General features: G+C 65.7%; 18 protein-coding genes and 1 tRNA gene. 12 read left to right on the top strand and 7 right to left on the bottom strand.

From position 1 onward, the window contains the following. Positions 1–50: 50 nt before the first annotated feature. From C3B78_RS13220 to C3B78_RS13210, 3 genes are all read left to right on the top strand, one after another. Positions 51–3,035: a UPF0182 family membrane protein gene (locus C3B78_RS13220; protein ID WP_199775419.1), complete on the top strand. Its 2,985-nt coding sequence runs from the start codon at positions 51–53 to the stop codon at positions 3,033–3,035. A 166-nt stretch (positions 3,036–3,201) separates the two neighbouring features. Beyond that, positions 3,202–3,275: transfer RNA gene (locus C3B78_RS13215), tRNA-Met, on the top strand. A 140-nt stretch (positions 3,276–3,415) separates the two neighbouring features. Then, positions 3,416–4,348 carry a cytochrome b/b6 domain-containing protein gene (locus tag C3B78_RS13210; RefSeq protein WP_158677248.1) on the top strand — a complete coding sequence of 311 codons (933 nt, stop codon included), beginning with the start codon at positions 3,416–3,418 and terminating at the stop codon, positions 4,346–4,348. A 24-nt stretch (positions 4,349–4,372) separates the two neighbouring features. Here C3B78_RS13210 and C3B78_RS13205 read toward each other — a convergent pair whose 3' ends face one another. The 3 genes from C3B78_RS13205 to C3B78_RS13195 form a co-directional block, all read right to left on the bottom strand. Next, positions 4,373–5,806 (bottom strand): cryptochrome/photolyase family protein, encoded by a 1,434-nt coding sequence (locus C3B78_RS13205; RefSeq protein ID WP_104998474.1) that lies wholly within the window; start codon positions 5,804–5,806, stop codon positions 4,373–4,375. 102 nt (positions 5,807–5,908) lie between these two features. Beyond that, positions 5,909–6,700: a PspA/IM30 family protein gene (locus tag C3B78_RS13200; RefSeq protein WP_104998473.1), complete on the bottom strand. Its 792-nt coding sequence runs from the start codon at positions 6,698–6,700 to the stop codon at positions 5,909–5,911. A 105-nt stretch (positions 6,701–6,805) separates the two neighbouring features. Continuing rightward, the gene (locus C3B78_RS13195) at positions 6,806–8,845 is read right to left on the bottom strand and encodes a TPM domain-containing protein (protein WP_199775252.1); all 2,040 of its coding nucleotides are present in this window, start codon (positions 8,843–8,845) and stop codon (positions 6,806–6,808) included. Positions 8,846–9,128: 283 nt separating this feature from the next. On the opposite strand from C3B78_RS13195, the gene C3B78_RS13190 reads away from it, so the two are divergent. From C3B78_RS13190 to C3B78_RS13175, 4 genes are all read left to right on the top strand, one after another. Continuing rightward, a complete protein-coding gene (locus tag C3B78_RS13190) occupies positions 9,129–10,676 on the top strand; it encodes a S1C family serine protease (protein WP_104998471.1) in 1,548 nt (515 codons plus the stop codon). A gap of 280 nt (positions 10,677–10,956) precedes the next feature. Next, a complete protein-coding gene (locus C3B78_RS13185; RefSeq protein ID WP_104998470.1) occupies positions 10,957–11,748 on the top strand; it encodes an electron transfer flavoprotein subunit beta/FixA family protein in 792 nt (263 codons plus the stop codon). Between the two features lie 14 nt (positions 11,749–11,762). Then, entirely contained in the window at positions 11,763–12,716 is a 954-nt protein-coding gene (locus C3B78_RS13180) for an electron transfer flavoprotein subunit alpha/FixB family protein (protein ID WP_104998469.1), read from the top strand. A gap of 4 nt (positions 12,717–12,720) precedes the next feature. Beyond that, complete coding sequence (locus C3B78_RS13175) at positions 12,721–13,500, top strand: PIG-L deacetylase family protein (RefSeq protein ID WP_104998468.1); 780 nt, start codon at positions 12,721–12,723, stop codon at positions 13,498–13,500. A gap of 94 nt (positions 13,501–13,594) precedes the next feature. Here the strand turns inward: C3B78_RS13175 and C3B78_RS13170 are convergent, their stop codons facing one another. The 4 genes from C3B78_RS13170 to C3B78_RS13155 form a co-directional block, all read right to left on the bottom strand. Next, positions 13,595–14,434 (bottom strand): anti-sigma factor, encoded by an 840-nt coding sequence (locus tag C3B78_RS13170; RefSeq protein ID WP_104999786.1) that lies wholly within the window; start codon positions 14,432–14,434, stop codon positions 13,595–13,597. Between the two features lie 10 nt (positions 14,435–14,444). Continuing rightward, complete coding sequence (gene sigK / locus C3B78_RS13165) at positions 14,445–15,083, bottom strand: ECF RNA polymerase sigma factor SigK (RefSeq protein WP_104998467.1); 639 nt, start codon at positions 15,081–15,083, stop codon at positions 14,445–14,447. 211 nt (positions 15,084–15,294) lie between these two features. Next, on the bottom strand, positions 15,295–15,762 hold the full coding sequence (locus C3B78_RS13160) for a tRNA (cytidine(34)-2'-O)-methyltransferase (protein WP_104998466.1): 468 nt from the start codon (positions 15,760–15,762) through the stop codon (positions 15,295–15,297). Between the two features lie 42 nt (positions 15,763–15,804). After that, positions 15,805–16,755 (bottom strand): J domain-containing protein, encoded by a 951-nt coding sequence (locus tag C3B78_RS13155; RefSeq protein ID WP_104998465.1) that lies wholly within the window; start codon positions 16,753–16,755, stop codon positions 15,805–15,807. Between the two features lie 226 nt (positions 16,756–16,981). On the opposite strand from C3B78_RS13155, the gene C3B78_RS13150 reads away from it, so the two are divergent. The 5 genes from C3B78_RS13150 to C3B78_RS13130 all read left to right on the top strand — a co-directional run bounded on the left by C3B78_RS13150 (position 16,982) and on the right by C3B78_RS13130 (position 23,337). Next, complete coding sequence (locus tag C3B78_RS13150; RefSeq protein ID WP_104998464.1) at positions 16,982–17,674, top strand: hypothetical protein; 693 nt, start codon at positions 16,982–16,984, stop codon at positions 17,672–17,674. 54 nt (positions 17,675–17,728) lie between these two features. Then, the gene (locus C3B78_RS13145) at positions 17,729–18,958 is read left to right on the top strand and encodes a cysteine desulfurase family protein (protein WP_104998463.1); all 1,230 of its coding nucleotides are present in this window, start codon (positions 17,729–17,731) and stop codon (positions 18,956–18,958) included. Between the two features lie 141 nt (positions 18,959–19,099). Next, positions 19,100–20,239 carry a tRNA 2-thiouridine(34) synthase MnmA gene (gene mnmA, locus C3B78_RS13140; RefSeq protein ID WP_104998462.1) on the top strand — a complete coding sequence of 380 codons (1,140 nt, stop codon included), beginning with the start codon at positions 19,100–19,102 and terminating at the stop codon, positions 20,237–20,239. Between the two features lie 235 nt (positions 20,240–20,474). Further along, positions 20,475–22,106: an ABC transporter substrate-binding protein gene (locus C3B78_RS13135; RefSeq protein WP_104998461.1), complete on the top strand. Its 1,632-nt coding sequence runs from the start codon at positions 20,475–20,477 to the stop codon at positions 22,104–22,106. Between the two features lie 139 nt (positions 22,107–22,245). Next, on the top strand, positions 22,246–23,337 hold the full coding sequence (locus C3B78_RS13130) for an ABC transporter permease (RefSeq protein WP_104998460.1): 1,092 nt from the start codon (positions 22,246–22,248) through the stop codon (positions 23,335–23,337).

The following is a 23,337-nucleotide window of genomic DNA, read 5'->3' as shown; positions in this document are numbered from 1 at the left end:
ATCTGACGACCAGCTATGAGGTACCCAGTTTGTCCCGTCCCGCCAGCACCATGTCCACAGGCAGGCCCCCTTCACGACGCGGGGCGTTGACGCCCACCCTGATCGTTGTTGCCCTGGTGGTAGTGGGCTTCATCTTCTTCGCCAACGTCTGGACCGACGTCCTCTGGTACCGCCAGCTTGGCTTCATTGAAGTATTCGTGACCGAGAACCTGGCCCGGATCGGCATCTTCGCTGCCGGCTTCGCCGTGATGTTCGTGGCGGTCTTCTTCGCGATCCGCATCGCGTACCACGCCAGGCCGGTTTATGCGCCCGACTCCGAGATCCGGGACAACCTCAACCGGTACCAGGCGCAACTGGAACCCGTCCGCCGGGTAGTCATGGTGGGCCTGCCCGTCCTGTTCGGCCTCTTCGCCGGCAGCGCAGCCGCCAGCCAATGGCAGAAAGTCCTGCTGTTCTTCAACCAGGAGCCCTTCGGGCAAACTGATCCCGAGTTCAACATGGACATCAGCTTCTACCTGATGACGCTTCCGTTCCTCGGCTTCGTGACCGGGTTCCTGATCAGTGTGGTGGTCATTGCCGGCATCGCAGGCATCCTTACCCACTACCTCTACGGCAGCATCCGGCTGATGGAACGCGGCGTCTTCACCAGCCGGGCGGCGCAGATCCACATCGCTGTCACCGGCGCCTCCTTCCTGGTGCTCCTGGGCATCAACTTCTGGCTTGACCGCTTTACAACAGTGCAAAGCAACAGCGGGCGCTGGGCCGGCGCCCTCTACACGGACGTCAGCGCCGTCATCCCCACCAAGGCCATCCTCGCGGTGGCAGCGGTCCTCGTTGCCATCCTGTTCGTCGTCGCCGCTGTGATCGGCAAGTGGCGCCTGCCCGTCATTGGAACCGCGATGCTGGTCATCACGTCCATCCTGGCCGGGGGCGTCTACCCCTGGGTGATCCAGCAGTTCCAGGTCCGGCCCTCGGAAGAGACGCTGGAAAAGGAGTACATCCAGCGCAACATCGACAACACGCGGGCCGCCTACGGCCTGGACAAGATCCAGGTAAACCGGTACGACGCCACCAACACGGCCAGCACCGGAGCCCTCGCGCCTGATGCGCAGACCACTGCAAACATCAGGCTGCTGGACCCGAACCTGATCTCGGATGCGTTCTCGCAGCTGGAACAGTACCGGCCGTACTACCGGTTCCCGGACTCCCTCAACGTGGACCGGTACGAAGTTGACGGGAAGGTCCAGGACACCGTGATCGCGGTCCGCGAACTGAATCCGGCCAACGTAGCCACCAACCAGCAGGGCTGGCTCAACCAGCATGTGGTGTATACCCACGGCTACGGCGTGGTGGCGGCCAAGGGCAACAAGTTCACCGTTGACGGCAAGCCGGAATTCCTGCAGTCGGGCATCCCGTCAACCGGCGTCCTTGGTGACGATTCCAGCTATGAGCCGCGGATCTATTTTGGCGAGTACTCCCCGGACTACTCGATCGTAGGGGCGCCGGATGGAGCCCCGGCCCGCGAGCAGGACAGGCCCTCCGGCCGGGAAGGCGAGGGCGAGACCCAGTACACCTTCCAAGGCAACGGCGGACCCAACGTGGGGACGTTCTTCAACCGTGTGCTGTATTCCATCAAGTTCCAGTCCTCGGACCTGCTGCTCTCGGATGGCGTGAACCAGGAGTCCCAGATCCTGTACGACCGCAACCCCCGTGAGCGAGTGGAAAAGGTGGCTCCCTACCTGACCGTTGACGGCAATGCCTACCCTGCAGTGGTGGACGGCCGGGTCAAGTGGATCGTGGACGGCTACACCACCAGCCAGTACTACCCGTACTCCCAGCAGGAGCAGCTCTCGGATGCCACCGCTGACACCCAGACCACGTCCGGCCGGGCAGTCGCCCTGCCCAACAGCACCGTCAACTACATCCGGAACTCCGTCAAGGCAACAGTGGATGCGTACGACGGTTCCGTCACGCTCTACGCGTGGGACGACCAGGACCCGCTCCTGAAGTCCTGGCAGAAGGTGTTCCCCTCGACGCTGAAGCCGTACTCGGAAATGTCCGGTGACGTCATGAGCCACGTCCGGTACCCGGAGGACCTGTTCAAGGTCCAGCGCCAGCTCCTGGGCGAATACCACGTAACCAACCCGTCCACGTTCTACCAGACCAAGGACGTCTGGAGCGTTCCGGCGGATCCTACGGTTGATTCCACCAGCGGCGTCAAGCAGCCGCCGTTCTACATGTCGCTGCAGATGCCGGACCAGGACAAGCCCGCCTTCCAGCTGACGTCGTCGTTCATCCCGCAGATTGTCAACGGCAACGCCCGCAACGTGCTGTACGGCTTCCTTGCCGCTGACTCGGACGCCGGCAACCAGGCTGGGGTTAAGGCGGAGAGCTACGGCAAGCTGCGGCTGCTCCAGATCCCGCCGGAGATCCAGGTCCCCGGTCCGGGCCAGGCGCAGAACAAGTTCAACTCGGACCCCACGGTGTCGCAGGCGCTGAACCTCCTGCGCCAGGGCGCCTCGGAAGTGCTCAACGGCAACCTCCTCACCCTTCCGGTGGGCGGCGGAATCCTGTATGTGCAGCCTGTCTACCTCAAGTCCACCGGCGAGACGTCCTACCCCACGCTGCAGCGCGTCCTGGTGGCCTTCGGCGACAAGGTGGGCTTTGCGCCCACCTTGGATGAGGCACTGAAGCAGCTGTTCGGCGGAGACTCCGGAGCTGCTGCCGGTGACTCGGACAACAACGGCCAGGCGCCCGCCGGTCCCGGCGCCCCTGCCAGCCCCGCGGGTGCGGATGCCAAGGCGGAGCTGAAGGCGGCACTGGACGAAGCCAACGCGGCCATGCAGGCAGGGCAGGCAGCACTGGCTGCCGGCGACTTCGCGGCTTATGGTGAGGCGCAGAACCGGATCGCGGCTGCCCTCAAGAGGGCCGTCGAGGCGGAGTCCAAGATCCCCGTGGCGGCTCCCGAGGCATCTCCCGCTCCCGCGTCCACGGCAACGCCTGAGGCTACTCCTTCGCCCTCGCCGAGTAGCTGACGTTCCTGGTGACTGATTAAACTCGCCCGGTAACTGATTACGCACGACGGCGGGACGCGGCACCTGCTCCTTTCGGGGAGCAGGTGCCGCGTCCGTTTGGCGAGACGGACATCACGCCGCTTCGATTTGGCCTGGTGTTCACGTGCCGGTAAAGTAGTTCTTGCGACGCGGGGTGGAGCAGTTCGGTAGCTCGCTGGGCTCATAACCCAGAGGTCACAGGTTCAAATCCTGTCCCCGCAACTATGAGAAGACCCCGACCGGCATATCAGCCGGCCGGGGTCTTCTTTTTCCTTGGATACGAGCAGTTCCTAGTATTCTCTTCGCAGAGCCTCACACGTCGTGAGCACTTGGCCAGTCATTCTCGAGAGGAATGTTGTTCGATGTCCACACCCACGAAGAAGCCCGGTACCGCGGCGGGTAAGCGGTCGCGACTCTACTGGGGGGTGCCTGCCGCCCTGGGAGGGCTGGTCCTCGTGGTGTTGATTGCCAGGTGGCTGATGGGACTGCCTGCCGTGGCTTCCTTCGTTGCCGACTACCCGGGCCATTCCGAGCTTCCGGCCGCTGCTCCCGTGGGCTTTCCCGCCTGGCTTGCCTGGCAGCACTTCCTCAACGCCTTCTTCCTGCTCCTGATCATCCGGACCGGGTGGCAAGTGCGCACCACCACCCGTCCCAGCGGCCACTGGACCCGGAACAACAAGGGCCTGATCAAGACCAAGAACCCGCCCACCAAAATCACGCTCGAGCTGTGGTTCCACCTGACGCTGGACGCCCTGTGGATCCTCAACGGCCTGGTGTTCGCTGTCCTGCTTTTCGCGAGCGGGCAGTGGATGCGGATTGTTCCCACGAGTTGGGACGTCTTCCCCAACGCGCTGTCGGCCGCCCTGCAGTATGCCTCCCTGGACTGGCCCACCGAAAACGGCTGGATCAACTACAACGCGCTTCAGCTGCTGACGTACTTTGTGACTGTCTTCATCGCCGCTCCGCTGGCCTTCATCACCGGCCTCCGCATGTCAGGCGCCTGGCCAAAAAAGGCGGCAAGCCTCAACAAGGCCTTTCCCATTGAATGGGCACGGGCTGTCCACTTCCCCGTGATGATCTACTTTGTGGCGTTCATCGTCGTGCACGTGTTCCTGGTGCTCGCCACCGGAGCCCTGCGGAACCTCAACCACATGTACGGTGTGCAGGACAACGACGGATGGCTCGGTTTCTGGGTCTTCCTTGCCTCGGTTGTGGTCATGGTGGCGGCCTGGTTCCTGGCCCGACCGCTCTTCCTGCGGCCCGTCGCCTCCCTGATGGGCAAGGTCAGCCGCTGACCCCGGCCCGGCCGCCCGAGGGTCTCAGCTGTCCTTAAGCCGTTGGTACGCCTCGAGGGCCCGTTCCCGGGACTCCGGCAGGTCCACCAGGGGAGCGGGGTATCCCCGCAGTTCACCGCCGGCCTTCCACGGCTCGTGGATGCCTTTTCCGTCCAGCCCTGCCAGCTCTGGGATGTAGCGGCGCAGGTAGTTCCCCGCGGCGTCGAACTTCTTGCTCTGGGTCACGGGGTTGAAGATCCGGTAGTACGGGGACGCGTCCGCTCCTGAGCCTGCCACCCACTGCCAGTTGGCGGGATTGCTCGCGGCGTCGGCGTCCACCAGGGTGTCCCAGAACCAGGCCTCCCCGGTCCGCCAGTCCGCCAGGAGGTTCTTGACCAGGAAGGACGCCGCCGCCATCCTCACCCTGTTGTGCATCCAGCCGGTCTGCCAGAGCTGCCGCATCCCGGCATCAACGAACGGGTATCCGGTGCGGCCCTGCTGCCAGGCCTTCAGTTCATCGCTGGCCGGGGACTGCCACTCAAAGCGGTCAAACTCCGGCCGGTAGTTACGGGTGGCAAGTTCCGGGTTCGTGTACAGCAGGTGCCAGCAGAACTCGCGCCAGCCGAGCTCGGAACGGAAGATCCCGACGTCGGCCGGCACATTACGTGGAAAGCGGCCGCGGGTTTCCCGCCAGACCCTGAAAGGGCTGACCTCGCCGAAGCGCAGGTGCGGAGACAGGCGGCTGGTCCCTTCCACTCCCGGCACATTGCGTCCGGTCCCGTAGTCCAGCGCAGGGCCGTCCAGGAAATCCTCCAGCCGCCGGTGGGCACCTTCTTCCCCCGGCTCCCAGGTTTCGGCCAGCCCCCCGCTCCAGTCGGGGGAGGAAGGCAGGAGCTGCCAGCCCTCAAGACCTTCCCCGGCCGGCGTGGCACCTCTTTCCCGGGGCGGGGCCGGCAGCTTCAGCGGAATCTCGAGGGGGTCGCGCACGTCACCGTTCGCGAGGCAGGCCCGCCAGAACGGTGTGAACACTTTGTAGGGGCCGCCGGCGCCGGTGCGGACCGTCCATGGTTCAAACAGGAGATTCGCCTGGTAGCTCGAGGCTTCAATGCCGTTTTTTCCGGCCCACGACTTGACGGCGGCGTCCACGGTGCGTTCCGGGAGGCTGTAGCGGCGGTTCCAGAACAGGTGGCCTGCGTTGGTCTCGGTGGCGAGTTGCCGCAATACCTCCTGCGCCGGGCCGCGGCGGAGGACCAGCCGGTTGCCCTTGGCCTCGAGCGCCGCCGCAAGGGAGGCAAGGGAGTGATGCAGCCACCACCGGGCTGCACCGCCCAGTGGCCGGACGCCCTCGGACTCCTCGTCAAGGATGAAGACAACCGTCAGGGGCAGGCCCAGCGCAGCTGCTTCCACCAAGGCCGGATTGTCGTCCAGCCGAAGGTCGTCGCGAAGCCATGCGATGGAGGTTGCACCGGAGGAATCCATGGCACCACGCTACACAGGGACACGGACAAGTAGGGGCCAGGGCCATCAGTGGCCCCGGCCCTACGTGTTCAGTGCAGAAGCGGCGGCATGTCCCGCCGCCGGTCAGAGTTTGTCGAAGTCAGCTTCGTCCACGGTGGATGCTGAGGCGGCGGAACCGGAGGCGCCGATTGCCGGCTTGGACGAATTGCCCTGCTTCAGGGCCGCCAGGCGGGCCTCAATTTCCACCTGCTCGCCAAGGTCCTCCAGCTGGTTGAACTGCGCGTCCAGGCTCGAAGCTGCAAGCTCCTGCTGACCGCGGACCTTGGCCTCCTCGCGGCGGATCTTTTCCTCGAAGCGGCCCACCTCGCTGGTGGGATCCATGAAGTCGATGCTCTTGATGGCGTCGTGGACCTGGGACTGGGCCGCAGCGGTCTTGGACCGTGCCACCAGCTCGTTCCGCTTGCTGGTCAGCTCGTTGAGCTTGCCCTTCATCTGGTCCAGGCCAGACTTGAGCTTTTCCACCACTTCACGCTGCGAGGCGATGCTGGGCTCTGCGCCCTTCGCCTCATTCTCGGCCGACATCTGGCGCTGCAGTGCCACCTTGGCCAGGTTGTCGAATTTTTCGGCGTCAACGTTGTCACCGCTGGCCCGGTATTCGTCCGCCTTGCGGGAGGCTGCAAGGGCCTTGTTGCCCCAGTCCTGGGCGTTCTTGATGTCCTCGCGGTAGTCGTCCTCAAGCATCCGCAGGTTGCCGATGGTCTGTGCGACGGCGGACTCGGCCTCAGCGATGTTGTTGGTGTAGTCCCGGACCATCTGGTCCAGCATCTTCTGCGGATCCTCAGCGTTGTCCAGCAAAGTGTTGATGTTCGCCTTAGCCAGCTGCGCGATGCGGCCGAAAATGGACTGCTTAACCATGGTGTTACCCTTTCGTCCTGCTCTGTGGTGACCACTGAAACCAGTGAACAATTATGGGGTGCCTTGCGCGTAGGCGGGATGGCACAGCGTGGGCCGATCGGGGTTCTAGAAGTCTCCGCCGCCGCCGGAGTCGCCGCCCCAGCCGCCCATGTCTCCGCCGCCGATGTCTCCGCCACCCCAGCCTCCGCCGTCGCTGTGGCCGCCGCCCCAGCCCGCGCCGCCGCCGCCATGGAGGATTGAGTTGATCAGGATGCCGCCCAGGATGGCGCCTCCCAGGCCCCCGCCGCCGCCACCGCCGAACATGCCGCCGCGGCCGTAGCCCTGGTTGGCGTAGCCCCCGAAATGGTCCACATCCGCCTGCGCCAGTTGGGCGGCCTGCGCAGCCAGCGCGTGTGCCTGCTGCGCGTACGTGAGGGCCGTGACCGGATCGGTGCGCGAGATGGACAGGGCGTAATCGAGGTTCCGCTGCGACTCGGCAAGCCGGGTACGTGCCTCAGTCCCCACACCGCCGCGGCGTGCGGTGATGTAGTCCGATGTTGCGCTGATCTGTGCCTGGGCAGACATGATGGTCTGCTGGAGCGAGGCCTGGGCCCGGCGCGCCTGCTCCTGCTGGTCCCTGATGCCGCTGAGGGCCTGGTCCAGCGACTGGTGGGCAGTCTCCACCCGCTGCAGGGTGGCGATCGGGTCAATCTTGCCGCCCTGGATTTCCGCCTTGACCTCTGCGAGGGCGCTTTCGACGCCGGCCACGGGTCCAGCCAGTTCGGGGTGTGCGCCGGACTGGATCATGGCCCTTGCCTGGGCGAGGTCCTGCGAGGTGTCCACAACGGCGCCCTCGAGGCTGCTCCTGGCCTCATCAAGGCTAGATGAAACCTTGGCGATGGCATCGAGGAGGACGTTCGTCTGGTGCAGGCTCTCCTCGGCTGCCCGGACAGCTACTGCGGCCAGGCTGCCCTCGCCCTCACCCAGCTTCTGCTGAGCGGTGGCGGTGGCATTCTGAACGAACGCCAGGCGCTCCTTGGCCTGCAGGATGTTGTCCGAGACCTGGGTGAGGGCGCTCTCGGCATACTTCGAGCGGAGCGCAGTGAGTGACTGCTCGGCCGTGTTGATCTTCGCGTCTGCTTCCCGCGCACCGGCATTGACCGCGGCCAGGGCCTGCGGAGCGTTCTTTTCGAGTTCGCGCAGGGAATCGAAGTCCGCTTTCTGCTCCTGCAGCGAGGTGAGAGCGGCTTCGGACCGGCGGATGATTTCGACAAGCCAGGTCCGCTGCTGTTCCTCGGTGTCAGGAATGTGGTCGTCCAGCTGCTGCTGCAGCTTGAAGGATTCGCTCAGGTGGGCCTTGGCTTCGTCCAGGGCCTTGGTGAAGTTCCCGACGGCGGAATCTCCGTACTGCGCCTGGGCGAAGCCAAGCTCCTGCTCACTGGACTTGATGGCGTCGTCAGCCTCGATCAGCAGGGAGCCACTCTTGCGGCGCAGTTCCTCGATGCTCAGCGAAGCCAGAGGATCCGCCGGAGCGTCCTGGCCGCCATATCCTGCGCCAGCCGCCTGGCCGGCAGCCTTCTTGCGCTTGTTGCGGAAATACAGGTAGGCGCCGGCGCCACCGGCAGCGACGATTCCGGTCCCCACCAGGACAGCTGCGCCGGCACCGTCGCCGGGGACGTTGCCGCTGCCGCCGCCGGCTGCATCGCCAACTGCCGCTGCGGCGTTGATCGCCGCCTGCGCGTAGTTGTCCTTCGCGAGCTCCGGGCCGATGGCCTTGCTCTTGATGTTTTCGACCTGGGCCGTGGTGAGCTTACTGCCACCCTTGTTGAGGACGTACTGCCTGGTATCGGTGGCAACCGCGAAAATCAGTGCGTTGGACCCGAGATTGGCCTTTTCGGCCACAGCGTCTGACCACTTTTCACGATCGGCGGGGTTCTCGAACTTCTTAACGATGACGACGTGCAGCACGGTGGCGTGGTCCGCACCAAGCTTCTTGATGGCGTCCTGGACCTCACCTTTTTTCGACCCGAGGACTCCCGATGGATCCACAATTTTGGTTGCGGGATCCAAGGTGACCGGATCTTCGGCCCACGCCGCGCCGGCGGGTATCGCCAGGAAAGCGGTGAGGCCGATCACGGCGAGGATACGTTTGAACTTTGACCGCATGTGCAACCCTTCAGCACGCCTGACACCAGTTCGGGACGAACCGGTCGTCTCAGAATGCACGGCGCCCCCACGCTTGGTGTGAAGCCGCAGGTCGCTGTGGCAATTCATCTTGATTCTATGGTGCACCCCAGAGCCCGTCCATCGGCCCGACTATGCCACCAGCGAAACCCCCGGACCATCCGGCCCGGGGCCGAAAAGCGTTCAGGAAGCTCTCAGCAAACATCCGAGCTTGTTCCAGCCCGGGAGTCCATAGTTAATGCAGACGAGGATGAAAGGAAGTCCCATGACTGAGAACCAGACGCCCGGGCAGGCCCCCAGGAACGGCGGCCCGGACCGGGATCCCTGGGAACAGCAGCACCCCGGCCAGCCGGAGGACAATGCCGCCGGACCCGGTGAGCCCGGCCCGCGGGAGTACCCCACGGAGCGGCTGGACCGGCCCGGAGACAACCCCACGCAGGAGATCCCCGGAACTCCGCGTCCGGCCTATCCCCAGCGGCAGCCGTTCTACGGACAGGACAGTTCCCACGAGCCGGCGTACGGTCAACAGCAGGCACCGCAGCCCGGCTACGGTTATCACGGCCAGGGCAGCCAGTACGGAGCCGTGGGCCTTGCCCCCAACCCCAAGGACGCGCCGCGCCGGAAAGCGTCCTTCGGCGTCGGTACGCTCGTGGCCAGCATCCTCGCTGCTGGATTGGTGGGCGGCGGAGTGGCCACGGTCGGTTCCGCGGGACTGGGTAACACCGGTGCCGGCACCACGGTGAGCGGCAACAGCCAGCCCGGCACGGTCATCGTCAACAACCAGGACAACGTGAATGCCATCACGGCTGCTGCCGTCAAGGCGTCCCCCAGCGTGGTGACCATCAGCGCATCCACCGGCAGCGCCGGCGGCACTGGCTCCGGCATCATCCTCAACGACCAGGGGCATATCCTCACGAACACCCACGTGGTCACCCTGGACGGCCAGACGGCCAACGCAGCGCTCGAAGTCCGTACCAGTGACGGGCGCGTCCTCGGCGCCAAACTTGTGGGCACCGACCCGCTGTCCGACCTCGCGGTCATCAAGGTGGACAACGCCTCCGGCCTCACCCCCGCAACCTTGGGCGACTCCGGAAAGCTAAACGTGGGGGACACCGCCATTGCCATCGGTTCGCCCCTCGGCCTGACCGGCACCGTGACGGACGGTATTGTCTCAACGCTCAACAGGACCATCAGCGTGGCCTCCGCCGCCGCGCCGGAAGGCGATAAAGCAGAGGACGACGGCGGCTTCCAGTTCGCACCTCCCGGCGGCGGCGAAGCCCGGCAGCCGGCCAACCAGGGCGAGATATCCATCAACGTCATCCAGACGGACGCCGCCATCAACCCTGGCAATTCCGGCGGTGCCCTGGTGAACAGCAGCGGCGAAATCATCGGCGTCAACGTTGCCATCGCATCGGCGGGCTCGAGCGCATCGTCCACCAGCGGCAACATCGGCGTCGGCTTCAGCATCCCTATCAACCACGCCAAGCGCGTCGCCCAGGAAATCATCGACACCGGCAAGGCTTCCCACGGCCAGCTGGGCGTCAGCGTTCGGAAGAAGGCGGCATCCAGCACCTCATCCGAGTTCTCAGTGGGCGCGGACGTTGCCACTGTGGAAGCGAATTCGGCTGCGGCAAAGGCCGGGATCAAGGTGGGCGACGTCATTACGAAGTTCAACGACCTCGCCATCGGTGAACCCAACCAGCTGACAGCGGCTGTCCGCGAACAGCGTGCCGGTGCCAGCGTGAAGATCACCGTCCTGCGCAACGGCGCGGAACAGACCTTCGACGTCACCCTCGGCTCCGCTGCGGGCTAGCAGCAGCGCCCGCCAAGGCGTAATCAGCAATGCCCGACGCCGGCGTCCCCACTTTGGGGGCGCCGGCGTCGGGCATTTGCACGGTGGGCAGGCAGCGGGGGCGGGGCAGCGGTGCGGATGTCCAGCCCACTGACACAGGCGTTAACGGAAGAGGGCGCCGGGGCGCGCCTATATGGTTAGCTAGGAGCTACCCGCATGCCGGGGCATTCCGCGGCCATGACCTCACCCGGCTGGCTGTCCACAAGCATGGAAGGCTGCTGTAAATACAGTGGAAGATACATTGAAGATCATCGTCCTGGTCAAGCATGTACCGGACGCGCAGTTTGACCGCCACCTCAATGGGGAGGACTACACAACTGACCGCGACGAGAGCATCCTGTCCGAGCTTGACGAATACGCACTCGAAGCCGCGCTGCAGCTGGCCGAAGCCCGCGGGGGAGCCAAGGCAGGCAACCAGGTCATCGCGCTGAGCATGGGCCCCTCGGGCGCGGTCAACGCCATCAAGAAGGCGCTGCAGATCGGAGCGACCGAGGGCGTGCACCTCACGGATGACGCACTGGCCGGTTCGGACGCCGCCGCCACGTCCCTGGCGCTGGCAGCAGCCGTCCGGCACCTGGGCAGCGTGGACCTGGTCATCACCGGCATGGCGTCAACCGACGGTGAAACCTCCCTGGTTCCCGCCCAGCTGGCGGAACGGCTCGGCCTGCCGCAGGTCACCTTCGCGTCCACGCTGGAGGTCGACGGCGGACGCCTCACCGCCCGCCGCGACGCTGACACGTCGTCAGAGACGGTGGAAGCCCCGCTCCCGGCTGTCGTCTCCGTGACCGACCAGATCAACGAGCCGCGCTACCCCAACTTCAAGGGCATCATCGCAGCCAAGCGCAAGAGCATCACCACGCTCTCGCTCGCTGACATCGGGGTGGACCCGGCGCAGGTGGGGCACGCCGGTTCCTGGACCCGCGTGCTCAGTGCGGAAGAACGTCCGCCCCGGACCGCCGGGACCATCATCACGGACGAAGGCGACGCCGGCATTAAGCTCGTTGACTTCCTGGCCGCCCAGAAGCTGCTCTAAGAGGGACCACAGACATGGCAAAAGTACTTGTATTCATTGACAACCCCGGGGCCGCGCTCAAGAAGAGCAACCTTGAACTGCTCACTTTGGGCCGCTCACTGGGCGAGACAGCAGTTGCGCTGAACGGGACGCTGCACGACGACGTTGCGGCCACCTTTGCCGAGTACGGCGTCAGCACGGTGCTGCTCCCCTCGGCAGGGGACCTCGATGACTTCCTTGTTGCCCCGAAGGCTGCCTACCTGGCAGCTGCGGCTGAACAGGCCGGGGCCGGCATCGTCCTGCTCGACAATTCGCCTGAGGGCAAGGAGATCGCCGCGCGGGCGGGAATCCGCCTGAACGCCGGCGTCATCACCGACGTCGTTGCTGTGGACGCTGACGGCACGGCGCACAAGTCAGTCCTCGCGGGCTCCTACAACACCGCTTGCAAGGTCTCCACCGCGGTCAGCGTGCTGACGGTGAAGGCCAACAACGTCACCCCGGAACCGGCTGCGGCGCCAAGCTCGCCGGAGACCGCCACGGTGGAGGTTCCCGCCGGCAGCACGGCCGCGGCCGCCCGCATCACCGCCCGGGAGCAGAAAGTAGCCAGCGGCCGCCCGGACCTGACCGATGCCCGCATCGTCGTCGCCGGCGGCCGCGGCCTTGACGGCGACTTTGGCCCGGTTGAGGAACTTGCCGACGCCCTGGGCGCAGCCGTGGGTGCCTCCCGCGCCGCCACCGACGCCGGCTGGATCAGCCACGACGCGCAGGTGGGCCAGACCGGCAAGACGGTGTCCCCGCAGCTCTACATCTCGGCGGGAATCTCCGGTGCCATCCAGCAGAAGGCCGGCATGCAGACGGCGAAGGTGATCGTAGCCGTCAACAAGGACGCTGAATCACCGGTTTTCGAGATCGCGGACTTCGGCATCGTAGGCGACCTCTTCGATGTCCTCCCGCAGGCCACGGCTGAGATCAAGAAGCGAAAAGGCTGACATCTTGGCTTCCTCTCCTGCACAGGAACAGAGCCCGTTCAACCCGGACATCCACCGGATTGGGCGGGTGCTCTGTTTTGCGGCGCATCCTGACGACATCGACTTCGGTGCTGCGGGCACCATCGCCGGCTGGACGGCGGCCGGGGTCCACGTCAGCTACTGCATTATGACCGACGGCGACGCCGGCGGCTTCGACCCCGCCCACCGTGCGGACATCATCGCCCTGCGCGGCGCTGAACAGCGCCGGGCCGCCGAGCTGGTGGGAGTCACTGACATCCACTACCTTCACCAGCGGGACGGCTACCTCGAGGCGTCGCACGAGGTGATGAAGGGCGTGGTGAAGCTGATCCGGGAAATCCGTCCCGACGTCGTGCTTTCAATGCACCCGGAACGGAGCTGGAAGCGCATCCAGAAGAGCCACCCCGACCATCTGGCGGTAGGGGAGGCCGTGACCCGCGCCGTTTACCCGGCGTTGGAGAATCCATTCGCCTACCCTGAACTGGCCGAAGCCGGCCTGGAGGCCTACAAATTGCCATGGCTGTGGCTCTATGCCGGGCCGGAGGAACGGGAGAACCATTTTGTGGACGTCACAGAGCACGTGGAGTCCAAGCTCCGCGCCATCCATGTCCACGTCAGCCAGCATCCCGACGTGGAGGCGATGGAGGCTACCGTCCGCCGGGGCATGAAGTTCAATGCCGAACGGGCCGGCCTGGTGGAGGGACGAAGCGCCGAGGCATTCCATGTGGTTGCGGTCAACGGTCCGGGAACTATCGCCGGCTTCTGACAACTTTCCCGGCTGACCACACGCAAAAGCGCCCCGCACCATTTCCTGCCGGAAGATGGAACGGGACGCTTTCGGATGGTGCGGGAGCCTGTCCCTACGCACCCAAGCGTGCGGCGGCCACCGTGGGCAGCGTCGGCGACTTGGACCCGCCCACCGGTTCAACGGTGATCCCCAGCGCTGCTGCGGAGGAGATCCCTTCCACCACAGCCGGCTTGGAGAGGGCTTCTTCGTCCATCAGGCCCTGTGATACGGGCGCCGAACCATCCTTGGGGATCAGCCACATCTGGTACACCTTGCCCGCGGGCGGTGCGGGAACGCCATTCATCTTGACAACGGCGGCATCCTCGGATGAAGAAATGAGCAGGGTGGCGGTACCGCCGCCGGCCACATCCACCGAGGCTTCCCGCAGGTCCCCGGCCCGTACCACCTGGTTGACGGGATCGTTCTGGTCCGCCAGGTACGAACCCACTCCAACCCCGCCGAGGGCGATGGCGGCTGCCGCGGCCACTCCGGCGAGCCAGCGGCGGCTACCGGAAGGCCGGCGCCGTTCTGCACGGCGCTGCCGCGCCTTGGCGAGCTCGTCCCCGGCGGGCGTGGCGGCAGGCCCTGCAGCTGCGGCCGGGGCGTCCTCTTCAGGTTGGCTGCCCTGTGCAGGAAGTTGGGCAACGATGCGGTCGAAGAGGTTGGCCGGTGGCTCTTCCTCAACCCGGAAGGTCCTGGCCAAAGTTTCCCTCGCTTGGCGTACCCGGTCGAAAAAGGCGGTACGTTCCGCTGCCGGGGCAGCCGAGATGTACTGCTCGATCGCCCGGCGTTCTTCGTCGGTCACCGCGTCCAGGGCATACAGTTCCGCCAGTTCCACGGCCCGGCCGGAAGCCAGGTCCATGGCCACGGTGTCGCCAAACGAACCGGAACGGCCGTTGCGGCCGTGGTTCATGTCACTCATCTCAACTCACCTCCAAACAGGTCTTCAGCCGGAGTAATCCGTCACGGATCCGGGATTTTATGGTCGGTACTGCTGCGTTCAGGCGCTCGGCAACTTCCCGGTATGTGAGGCCGCCGTAGTAGGCCAGGCGCACCGACTCCTGCTGCGTCTCGGTCAGCGTTCCAAGGCAACGGACCACGGACTCGGCTTCCAGCCTGCTCCCCACCTGGTCAGACACTGTGTCGTGGTCGATGTCCTGGGTGCTGGCGCCGTATTTGGCCTCGCGATCAGTGGAGGACTGGGAGGACCGGACCCTGTCCACGGCACGGCGGTGCGAAATGGTCATCAGCCAGGAGAGCGGGCTCCCGGCTTTGGGATCGAATTTCGCCGCGTTCTGCCATACCTGGAGGAAGACTTCCTGCGTGGTGTCTTCGCTGAGTTCGGGGTCGATCAGCACGCGGCGGGCCATACCGAAAACCCGGCGCGACGTGAGCTGGTAGAACTCGGCGAAGGCTGCCTGGTCGCCCCGGCCTATGCTGTCCAGCAGGACTGAAAGCCGGTGGCTGAGGTCGGCCGGAGGATCTGTCACCGCGGCACGGGCCTCGGAATGCGGGGCTTGGGAATGCGGCGCCTCGGGATGCGGGGCATTGGGGGTTTCCATTACTACCAAGCATAAGTCTCCGGACCGTGAATCCTCAGCAGAGCCGCCCCGGCTGCTGCGGGAGGTCCTGGAACGTGACTCCAGCAATGTCACCTGCAGCTCCTTGAACACGATGGAATGTTGTCGGGAGTGATTCGACGCCGCAGCAGGGGCGGATGGGTTGGCTGGGAAAAAGAAGCGGCCCGCCGAGGGTGTGCCTGAACCGCGCAGGTCAGATCCGGGCGCCGGCGAACCCCTGCTGGCGCCAGGCCTCGTACACGGCAATGGATGCGGCGTTGGCCAGGTTCAGGGAGCGCAGTGCCGGCAGCATGGGCAACCGGACGGTGGATGTGACATGGGGATCCGCCTTCAGTTCCGGCGGCAGGCCCACGGATTCCCGCCCGAACATCAGGACGTCACCCGGCTGGTAGGAGATGTCCGTGTAGCTGGCGGCTCCGTCCGAAGTAAAGGCGTATACCCGTTCCGGCTTCAGGTGCCGCCACGCGTCCTCGATGCTCGGGTGCACAGTGACGACGGCGAGGTCGTGGTAGTCGAGTCCGGCCCGGCGGAGCTTCGCATCCGAAAAGTCGAAGCCGAGCGGTTCCACGAGGTGCAGTTCGGCCCCGGTGATGGCTGCCAGCCTGATGGCGTTGCCGGTATTGCCGGGGATTTCGGGGGCGTGGAAAAGGATGCGGAACACGCTTCCATCCTAGCGACCGTTGCGGGTCCAGGCCGTCCGGGGTCAGTGCATGCCGCGCAGCAGCCTGGCCAGCACCGGAACGTTCACCGTATTGGGGGCCGGCCCGGCGGCGAGGAATTCCTTGAGGCCGCGGACCATCCCTGCGGCATTAACCACCTGTACGGCCTCCAGCCCGCCTGCTGACCGGCGGTGGTTGTCGATCACCGGCTCATGGAGGTTGCCGCCCGGACTGAGCACCACGGTCCAGCCTGTGACATTCAGCTCCGGGAAGATGTCCTGCATGGCGCGCACCACGTGCGCGAGCTGCGGCGGGGGGATGGCACGGCCCCCGTGGTTCAGGGTCCGGCCGTCCCAGGCATAGGCGCCTTTGGGCAGCAGCATGGAGCCGATCAGCGCCAGCCGGTACCCGGACAGCACAGCATGGTCGATGTGGCTGTTGTCTGCGGGGGACTGGAGGCCATTGATGAGCCTGGCGGCCGGAATTGCCGGCAGTACCTGTCGGGTGAGGAGCTGGACGGTGCGCATCTCCCGCTGGATGCGTGCCTCGGCGCCGAATATTCCACGTTTCCGGGGCATTCCGTGGACCTGTTGGCTGGCGAGTGCCAGCGGGACCAGGGGAACTTCCCCGGCGGGAAGGCTGTCGTACGCCGGGACGTAGACCGGGGGATCGCCGGCGGTGTTGCGGGCGTTGCCTGGCCGGTGCACGGTGGCAGAAGCGCGGCTGCCTGCCGGCGGGGCGTCGAAGTGCGGCTCCCTGTCCGACTCGTCACCGCGGACAGTGCCGGCGGCGTAGGAGCGGTCGTAGGCTTTCCTGCGGATGGGGTCGATGAGGGTTTCATAGGCCCGTGTCACCCGCCGGAATGCCGCGGCGTCGCCCCCGTGATCCGGGTGGGCCGTTCGGGCAGCCCGGCGGTAGGCCACCTTGATTTCCTTTTCCGTGGCTGTCACCGGCACGCGAAGCACCTGGTAATACGAGCTGCTGCTCTCGGTCAAGCACCCATCCTTCGGTTGATCCGGCCAGTCTTCGCATGTAGCCAGGTCTGCACAGTTTAACGGCCCTTCCTGGACAACGAGGTTCCGGCCCTGCAGGGTTCCCTGCGGCCCGCCGACCCTGCGTGACGGCGCCCGGGCGCCGGATGTTGGCCCGGGCTGCGCTGCCCCTAGACTCGTGCATGCGGCCGTCCGGGCCGCCGCAGGATGCATTGGGGTAGGAATGAAAATGCCGACGACGGCGGGAACGGCCCGCGGGGCCGGGCGGCGGACCGTGCCGCTGCTGGCAGCAGCACTGGCAGCCCTGCTCGCGGGCGGCTGCAGCATCGATGTGCGGGACCCGGCCGTTCCGGAACCTGTGGCCAGCACGCCCGCAGTGGCGACGCCCACCATAACGCCGGGCCACGACGCTGAGGCAGTAGCCGGCCGAGACCTGCCCTTTGCTGCCGGCGGCACCCTGGCCCCGGGGGTGCCGGTTGGAATCTCGGATGGACTCAAGGAAGCTCCGGGCTGGAAGGCCGGCAGCCGCAACGTCGCGGGCGAAAGCCGGTACACCAAGGCGGACGGATGCCTGGTGGCCGCCAAGACACGCACCAGCCAGAACGCCCTTGCCCGGGCTGATGACCGGGAATCGACCATTGCCCTCTTCGAATACCTTGATCCGTCCATCCTCCCCGGCTACCTGAAAACGGAGACCCTGCAGTGGGGCGCGCCCCAGGAAGGGCCAGGGCGCACGGTGGAGGTGCTGGCACTGGAGCAGGCAGCGAAGCCGGGCGGCAGGGCAACCGCTGTGCTGGCCAGGCTATTCGGCACTGCCGGCTCGTCGGTCTATGTCTCCATCTCCTGCCCGGACGCCGCCACTCTCGCCGCGGCCAAGGCCGACGTCGTGCGTTTCCTGCCTGTGCTCCCGCCGGCCGGCTAGCAGCCCCAAAGGGCAGCCGCTCCTGCCTGGAGGCATGGACAGTAGAATTGGGAGGTGCCCGTTTACCTGGACCATGCCGCAACCACGCCCCTCTCACCCGAGGCGCTGGCTGCCTTGACGCGTGAGCTCGCGCGCACCGGGAACCCCTCCTCCCTGCACGGCTCCGGCCGCCGCGCCCGCCGCGCCGTGGAGGACGCGCGGGAGGCAATTGCGGCTGCGGCGGGAGCCCATCCCTCGGAAGTCATCTTCACCTCCGGGGGCACAGAGTCCGACAACCTGGCCGTCAAAGGCCTCTACTGGTCCCGGATGGCAGAAAACCCTGCACGGCGCCGCATCCTGTGTTCCGCCGTCGAGCACCATGCCGTCCTGGACACGGTGGAGTGGCTGGAGCGGCACGAAGGCGCCGAGGTGGCATGGCTTCCCGTGGACAGCGAAGGGGTTGTGGACCTGGCCGCGCTGGAAGCGGAACTCGCCCGTGACCCGGACACTATTGCACTGGCCACGGTCATGTGGGCAAACAACGAGGTGGGCACCATCCAGCCTGTCAGCCGGATCGTGGAACTGGTCCACGCCGCAGGGGTGCCCGTGCATTCGGACGCGGTACAGGCATTCGGTTCGCTCCCTGTGGACTTCAGGGCCTCCGGCCTGGACGCGATGTCAATCTCCGGGCACAAAATCGGCGGACCGGTGGGGGTAGGGGCCCTCCTGCTCGGGCGGGCGGTGAAACTGACACCCGTCCAGCACGGTGGCGGCCAGGAACGCGACGTCCGCTCCGGCACGCTGGACACCGCCTCCATCGCGGCCTTCGCCGCGGCTGCGGAAAAGGCAGCGGCCACCCTGGGGGAGGAATCGGCACGGATCGCTGCCCTCCGCGACCGGCTGATTGACGGCGTCCGTGAACAGGTTCCGGAAGCCGTCCTGCGGGGTGCCCCCGGGAGCGGCCGGCTCCCCGGCAACGCGCACTTCACCTTCCCCGGCTGCGAAGGGGACTCCCTGCTGTTCCTCCTGGACCTGGCAGGGGTGGAATCATCTACGGGTTCCGCGTGCACGGCAGGGGTGCCGCGGCCTTCGCACGTCCTGCTGGCCATGGGCCTGGACGAGGAGACTGCGCGCGGAGCGCAGCGGTTCACCCTGGGCCACGCATCCGTGGAGGCCGACGTCGATGCGCTGCTGGCCGCGCTCCCCGGAGCCTATGCACGGGCGCGGCAGGCGGGCATGGCGGGACATGAATCCACTATCCAGACCGCAGGAACCCTGGCCCGCCGGGTCTCGGTCCAAGAATGACGGGAGCGTTACCCGCGCCCGTCGAATTGACACCGCCGTAGAATAGATAGGCGAAGATCGTTTCCGGCTGGCTGCCCGCCTTTTAGGCCAGCCTCCGGCAGTTCGGCCCCGGAGCCGGAAGTACCCCAACAGAAAGCAAACATGCGAGTTCTAGCAGCCATGAGCGGCGGAGTCGACTCCGCCGTTGCCGCCGCCCGCGCCGTCGAGGCAGGGCACGACGTCGTCGGCGTGCACCTGGCGTTGTCCCGCATGCCCGGAACGCTGCGCACCGGAAGCCGGGGCTGCTGCACCATTGAAGACTCCCGTGACGCCTGGCGCGCCTGCGATGTGCTGGGCATTCCGTACTACGTCTGGGATTTCTCCGAGCGGTTCAAGGAAGACGTCGTCCAGGACTTCATCGATGAGTATGCCGCCGGCCGGACGCCCAACCCCTGCATGCGCTGCAACGAGCGGATCAAGTTCGCGGCACTGCTGGAGAAGGCCATAGCACTGGGCTTCGACGCCGTGTGCACGGGACACTATGCCAAGGTGATCGAGGACGCTGACGGCAACCGCGAACTCCACCGCGCAGCTGACTGGGCCAAGGACCAGAGCTACGTCCTGGGCGTCCTGACGCACGAGCAGCTCAAGCACTCAATGTTCCCGCTCGCTGACACACCGTCCAAGGCTGAAGTGCGTGCAGAGGCCGAGCGGCGCGGCCTGTCCGTCGCCAACAAGCCGGACAGCCACGACATCTGCTTCATCCCCGACGGCGACACCGCCGGATGGCTGGCGGAAAAGATCGACATGTCCACCGGGGACATCGTGGATGAAACGGGCAGCAAGGTAGGTGAACATCCTGGCGCCAACGCCTTCACCGTGGGCCAGCGCCGAGGACTGAAGCTGGGCACGCCTGCCGCCGACGGCAAGCCGCGGTTCGTCCTTGAGATCCGGCCCAAGGAGAACAAGGTTGTGGTAGGCCCTGAGGCGCTGCTGGCGATTGACGAGATCCGCGGCATCAAGGTGTCCTGGGCCGGGCTGCCCATCGCTGAAGTGGGAACCGGCGGGGAGTTCGCATGCCACGCCCAGGTGCGTGCGCACGGCGATCCCGTTGCTGCCACGGCACGCATGGAGCCGGCCGGCCAGGACACGGAAGAGGGCGGAGGCCAGCTTGTCGTCCGGCTCACCACTCCGCTGCGCGGAGTGGCCCCCGGCCAGACGATAGTCCTGTACCAGGGCAGCCGCGTGCTGGGCCAGGCCACGATCGACGCCGCCCGCTCCCTTCAGCGCGCCGCACTCTAGGCCATCGACTTCGAGCACCGTCCCGGTTCCGCCGGGGCGGTGTTCTTTCTTGTGTGCGCCATGGCGGGAGGCCGCGGCCCATTCAGGTAAATTTTGTGTCTCAACTCACAAAATAGCCGCGTCTGAGGGTTGACTCTCTGATTGAATCTAGCCATCAGCACCGCGCGCTTCCGCCTGGACACACGTACCCATCAGCGGTCGGCGGGCGCGCACTCATCGAACAGAAAGTTCACGGATGACGAAGAGCAACAAAGCACTGCATGGCGCAATCGCGCTCGCAGGCATCTCCGCACTCGCACTGACTGCCTGCACGGGCCCCTCAGGCGGCGGCGGAACCTCAACCGGGGAGGCAGGGGGCGGTGCCATCACCTACGGCACCACGGACAAGGTGGTCACCCTCGATCCCGCCGGATCCTATGACGGCGGATCCTTCATGGTGATGAACCAGATCTATCCGTTCCTGCTCAACTACAAGCCCGGCACTGCCGACGCCGCGCCGGACATCGCCGAGTCCGCCTCCTTCACCAGCTCCACCGAGTACACGGTCAAGCTGAAGCCCGGCCTGAAGTTCGCCAACGGCAATACGCTGGATTCCTCGGACGTGGTGTTCTCCTTCAAGCGGGTCAAGGCCATTGACGATCCCAACGGCCCGGCCTCACTGCTTTCGAACATGGAAAAAATCGAGGCGACGGACGCCAACACCGTGGTGTTCACCCTTGCGGCCGGAAATGACCAGGTGTTCCCTGGCGTCCTGGCCTCGAACCCCGGGCCGATCGTGGACGAGCAGGTCTTCCCGGCGGACAAGATCATGGACGACGACGCCATCGTCGCCGCAAAGCCCTTCGCCGGCCAGTACACCATTGAAAGCTACAAAAAGAACGAACTGGTCAGCTTCAAGCCCAACCCGGACTACCAGGGCCTCCTTGGCAAGGCAGCCAACGGCGGCGCCACGCTCAAGCACTACGCCGACCCGAACAACCTGAAACTCGACGTCCAGCAGGGCAACATTGACGTTGCAGGCCGCATCCTCACGGCAACCGACGTGGCCGACCTGGAAAAGGACTCCAAGGTCAAGGTCCACAAGGGCCCCGGCGGGGAACTGCGCTACATGGTCTTCAACTTCGACACCATGCCGTTCGGCGCGAAGACTCCCGAAGCCGACCCCGCGAAGTCGCGGGCCGTGCGCCAGGCGATAGCACACCTCGTTGACCGCGACGTTATCGCTTCCCAGGTCTTCAAGAACACCTACACCCCTGTCTATTCCTACGTCCCCAAGGAATTCGAAGGAGCAGCGGAACCGCTGAAGAGCCTGTACGGCGACGGAAACGGCAAGCCAAGCGTAGACAAGGCCAAGAAGGTCCTGGCTGACGCCGGCGTCACCTCCGTGGTGGACCTGAAACTGCAGTACACGGACCGCTACGGTACCTCAGCTGCCGACGAGTACGCGCTGGTCAAGGAGCAGCTCGAGAAGTCCGGTCTCTTCACCGTTGACCTGAAGTCCACGGAATGGACTACGTACACCAAGGAGCGCCGTGCGGACGCCTACCCTGTCTACCAGCTGGGCTGGTTCCCGGACTACTCGGACGCGGACAACTACCTGACCCCGTTCTTCATTCCGGGCAACTTCCTCGGCAACCACTACGAAAATCCCGCAGTCACGGAGATCGTCAAGAAGCAGCTCGTCACCACGGACAAGGCGGAACGCAGCGATCTCCTGGGCCAGGCCCAGGAGGCCATCGCAAAGGACCTCTCAACGCTTCCGCTGCTGCAGGGCGCCCAGGTCATGGTGGCCGGCACGGATGTCAAGGGAATCGAGAAGACCCTGGACGCGTCGTTCAAGACCCGTCTTGGCGTGATGTCCAAGTAGGCCCCCGAACAATCCGGCTCCGGCCTAAGAGGGGGCGGGACACGGTGCGCCTGCTCAGGTGCGCGTGCCCCGCCCCCTCTGCTGGTCGGGAACCGGGTGCATGCCCACCGCAGGCACCGCAACAACAACCTGAGGCACCATGACTACATTGATCGACGCGCCGCCAACAGACGCGGACGGACTGCTTCCGGCCGCCAAGAAGTCCGCCGGCGGGGGACTGGGACAATACATCCTGATCCGTTTCCTGCTGATTTTCCCCACCATCTTCATTCTGGTGACCATGGTCTTCTTCCTGATGCGGATCACGGGGGACCCTATCACCGCGGCCATGGGCGGCCGCCTGCCCGAGGACCAGCTCCAGGCGCGGATCCAGGCTGCCGGCTACGACCGGCCCATCCTGGTCCAGTACTTCGAGTACCTCGGCCAGCTGGCCACCGGCAACTTCGGCCGCACGCTCACGGATAACCGTGCCGTCGTCGAAATGCTGACCACGTACGGCTCAGCCACCCTGGAACTGAGCATCAACGCACTCCTCGTTGCCCTCCTGGTGGGCATCCCCCTGGGCATGGTGGCGGCCCACCGCCGGGACAAGGCGCCGGACGCCGTCCTGCGGGTTTTCGCCATTCTTTGCTACGCAACGCCCGTGTTCTTCGCCGGCATGCTCCTGAAGCTGACCTTCTCTGTCTGGCTCGGGTGGCTGCCGGTGGCCGGGCGGGCCAAGACCTCCAGCGAACTCGCCCTGACCTCGCTCCAGGCCCCCACCGGGATCTATTGGCTCGATGCCCTGCGGAGCGGCAACATGGCCGCGCTCGGAGACGTCCTGGCGCATGCGGTCCTGCCTGCGGTGGCACTGGGACTGCTGACGGCAGGGATCTTCCTCCGCCTGGTCCGGACCAACGTCATCGGCACCCTGGGCAGGGACTACATAGAGGCGGGGCGGTCCAGGGGAGTCAGCGAATACCGCCTGGTCACCAAGCACGCCTACAAGCCAGCGCTCATCCCCATCATCACGGTGATGGGCTTGCAGATAGCCGTCATGCTTGGCGGCGCGGTACTGACCGAGAAGACGTTCGAATGGAAAGGCCTGGGATTCCAGCTGGCCAACTACCTCACCGCGCGGGACTTCGTGGCTGTGCAGGGAATCGTGGTCCTGCTCGCCATCATCGTGGCCATGACCAACTTCATCGTGGACATTATTGCCGCGCTGATCGATCCCCGCGTGAGGTACTGA

This window comes from Arthrobacter sp. PGP41 (assembly GCF_002953935.1).
In the GTDB taxonomy this organism is placed as follows: domain Bacteria; phylum Actinomycetota; class Actinomycetes; order Actinomycetales; family Micrococcaceae; genus Arthrobacter.
Note: the sequence above shows the minus strand (reverse complement) of the source record. Positions and strands in the feature narration are given on the sequence as shown.

What these genes read in the sequence shown, in the direction of transcription:
- C3B78_RS13150 (WP_104998464.1), top strand. Translation starts at nt 16,982, where the DNA reads ATGCCGACGACGGCGGGAACGGCCCGCGGGGCCGGGCGGCGGACCGTG.
- C3B78_RS13135 (WP_104998461.1), top strand. Translation starts at nt 20,475, where the DNA reads ATGACGAAGAGCAACAAAGCACTGCATGGCGCAATCGCGCTCGCAGGC.
- mnmA (WP_104998462.1), top strand. Translation starts at nt 19,100, where the DNA reads ATGCGAGTTCTAGCAGCCATGAGCGGCGGAGTCGACTCCGCCGTTGCC.
- sigK (WP_104998467.1), bottom strand. Translation starts at nt 15,083, where the DNA reads ATGGAAACCCCCAATGCCCCGCATCCCGAGGCGCCGCATTCCCAAGCC.
- C3B78_RS13170 (WP_104999786.1), bottom strand. Translation starts at nt 14,434, where the DNA reads ATGAACCACGGCCGCAACGGCCGTTCCGGTTCGTTTGGCGACACCGTG.
- C3B78_RS13195 (WP_199775252.1), bottom strand. Translation starts at nt 8,845, where the DNA reads ATGCGGTCAAAGTTCAAACGTATCCTCGCCGTGATCGGCCTCACCGCT.
- C3B78_RS13205 (WP_104998474.1), bottom strand. Translation starts at nt 5,806, where the DNA reads ATGGATTCCTCCGGTGCAACCTCCATCGCATGGCTTCGCGACGACCTT.
- C3B78_RS13210 (WP_158677248.1), top strand. Translation starts at nt 3,416, where the DNA reads ATGTCCACACCCACGAAGAAGCCCGGTACCGCGGCGGGTAAGCGGTCG.
- C3B78_RS13180 (WP_104998469.1), top strand. Translation starts at nt 11,763, where the DNA reads ATGGCAAAAGTACTTGTATTCATTGACAACCCCGGGGCCGCGCTCAAG.
- C3B78_RS13190 (WP_104998471.1), top strand. Translation starts at nt 9,129, where the DNA reads ATGACTGAGAACCAGACGCCCGGGCAGGCCCCCAGGAACGGCGGCCCG.
- C3B78_RS13220 (WP_199775419.1), top strand. Translation starts at nt 51, where the DNA reads ATGTCCACAGGCAGGCCCCCTTCACGACGCGGGGCGTTGACGCCCACC.
- C3B78_RS13200 (WP_104998473.1), bottom strand. Translation starts at nt 6,700, where the DNA reads ATGGTTAAGCAGTCCATTTTCGGCCGCATCGCGCAGCTGGCTAAGGCG.
- C3B78_RS13130 (WP_104998460.1), top strand. Translation starts at nt 22,246, where the DNA reads ATGACTACATTGATCGACGCGCCGCCAACAGACGCGGACGGACTGCTT.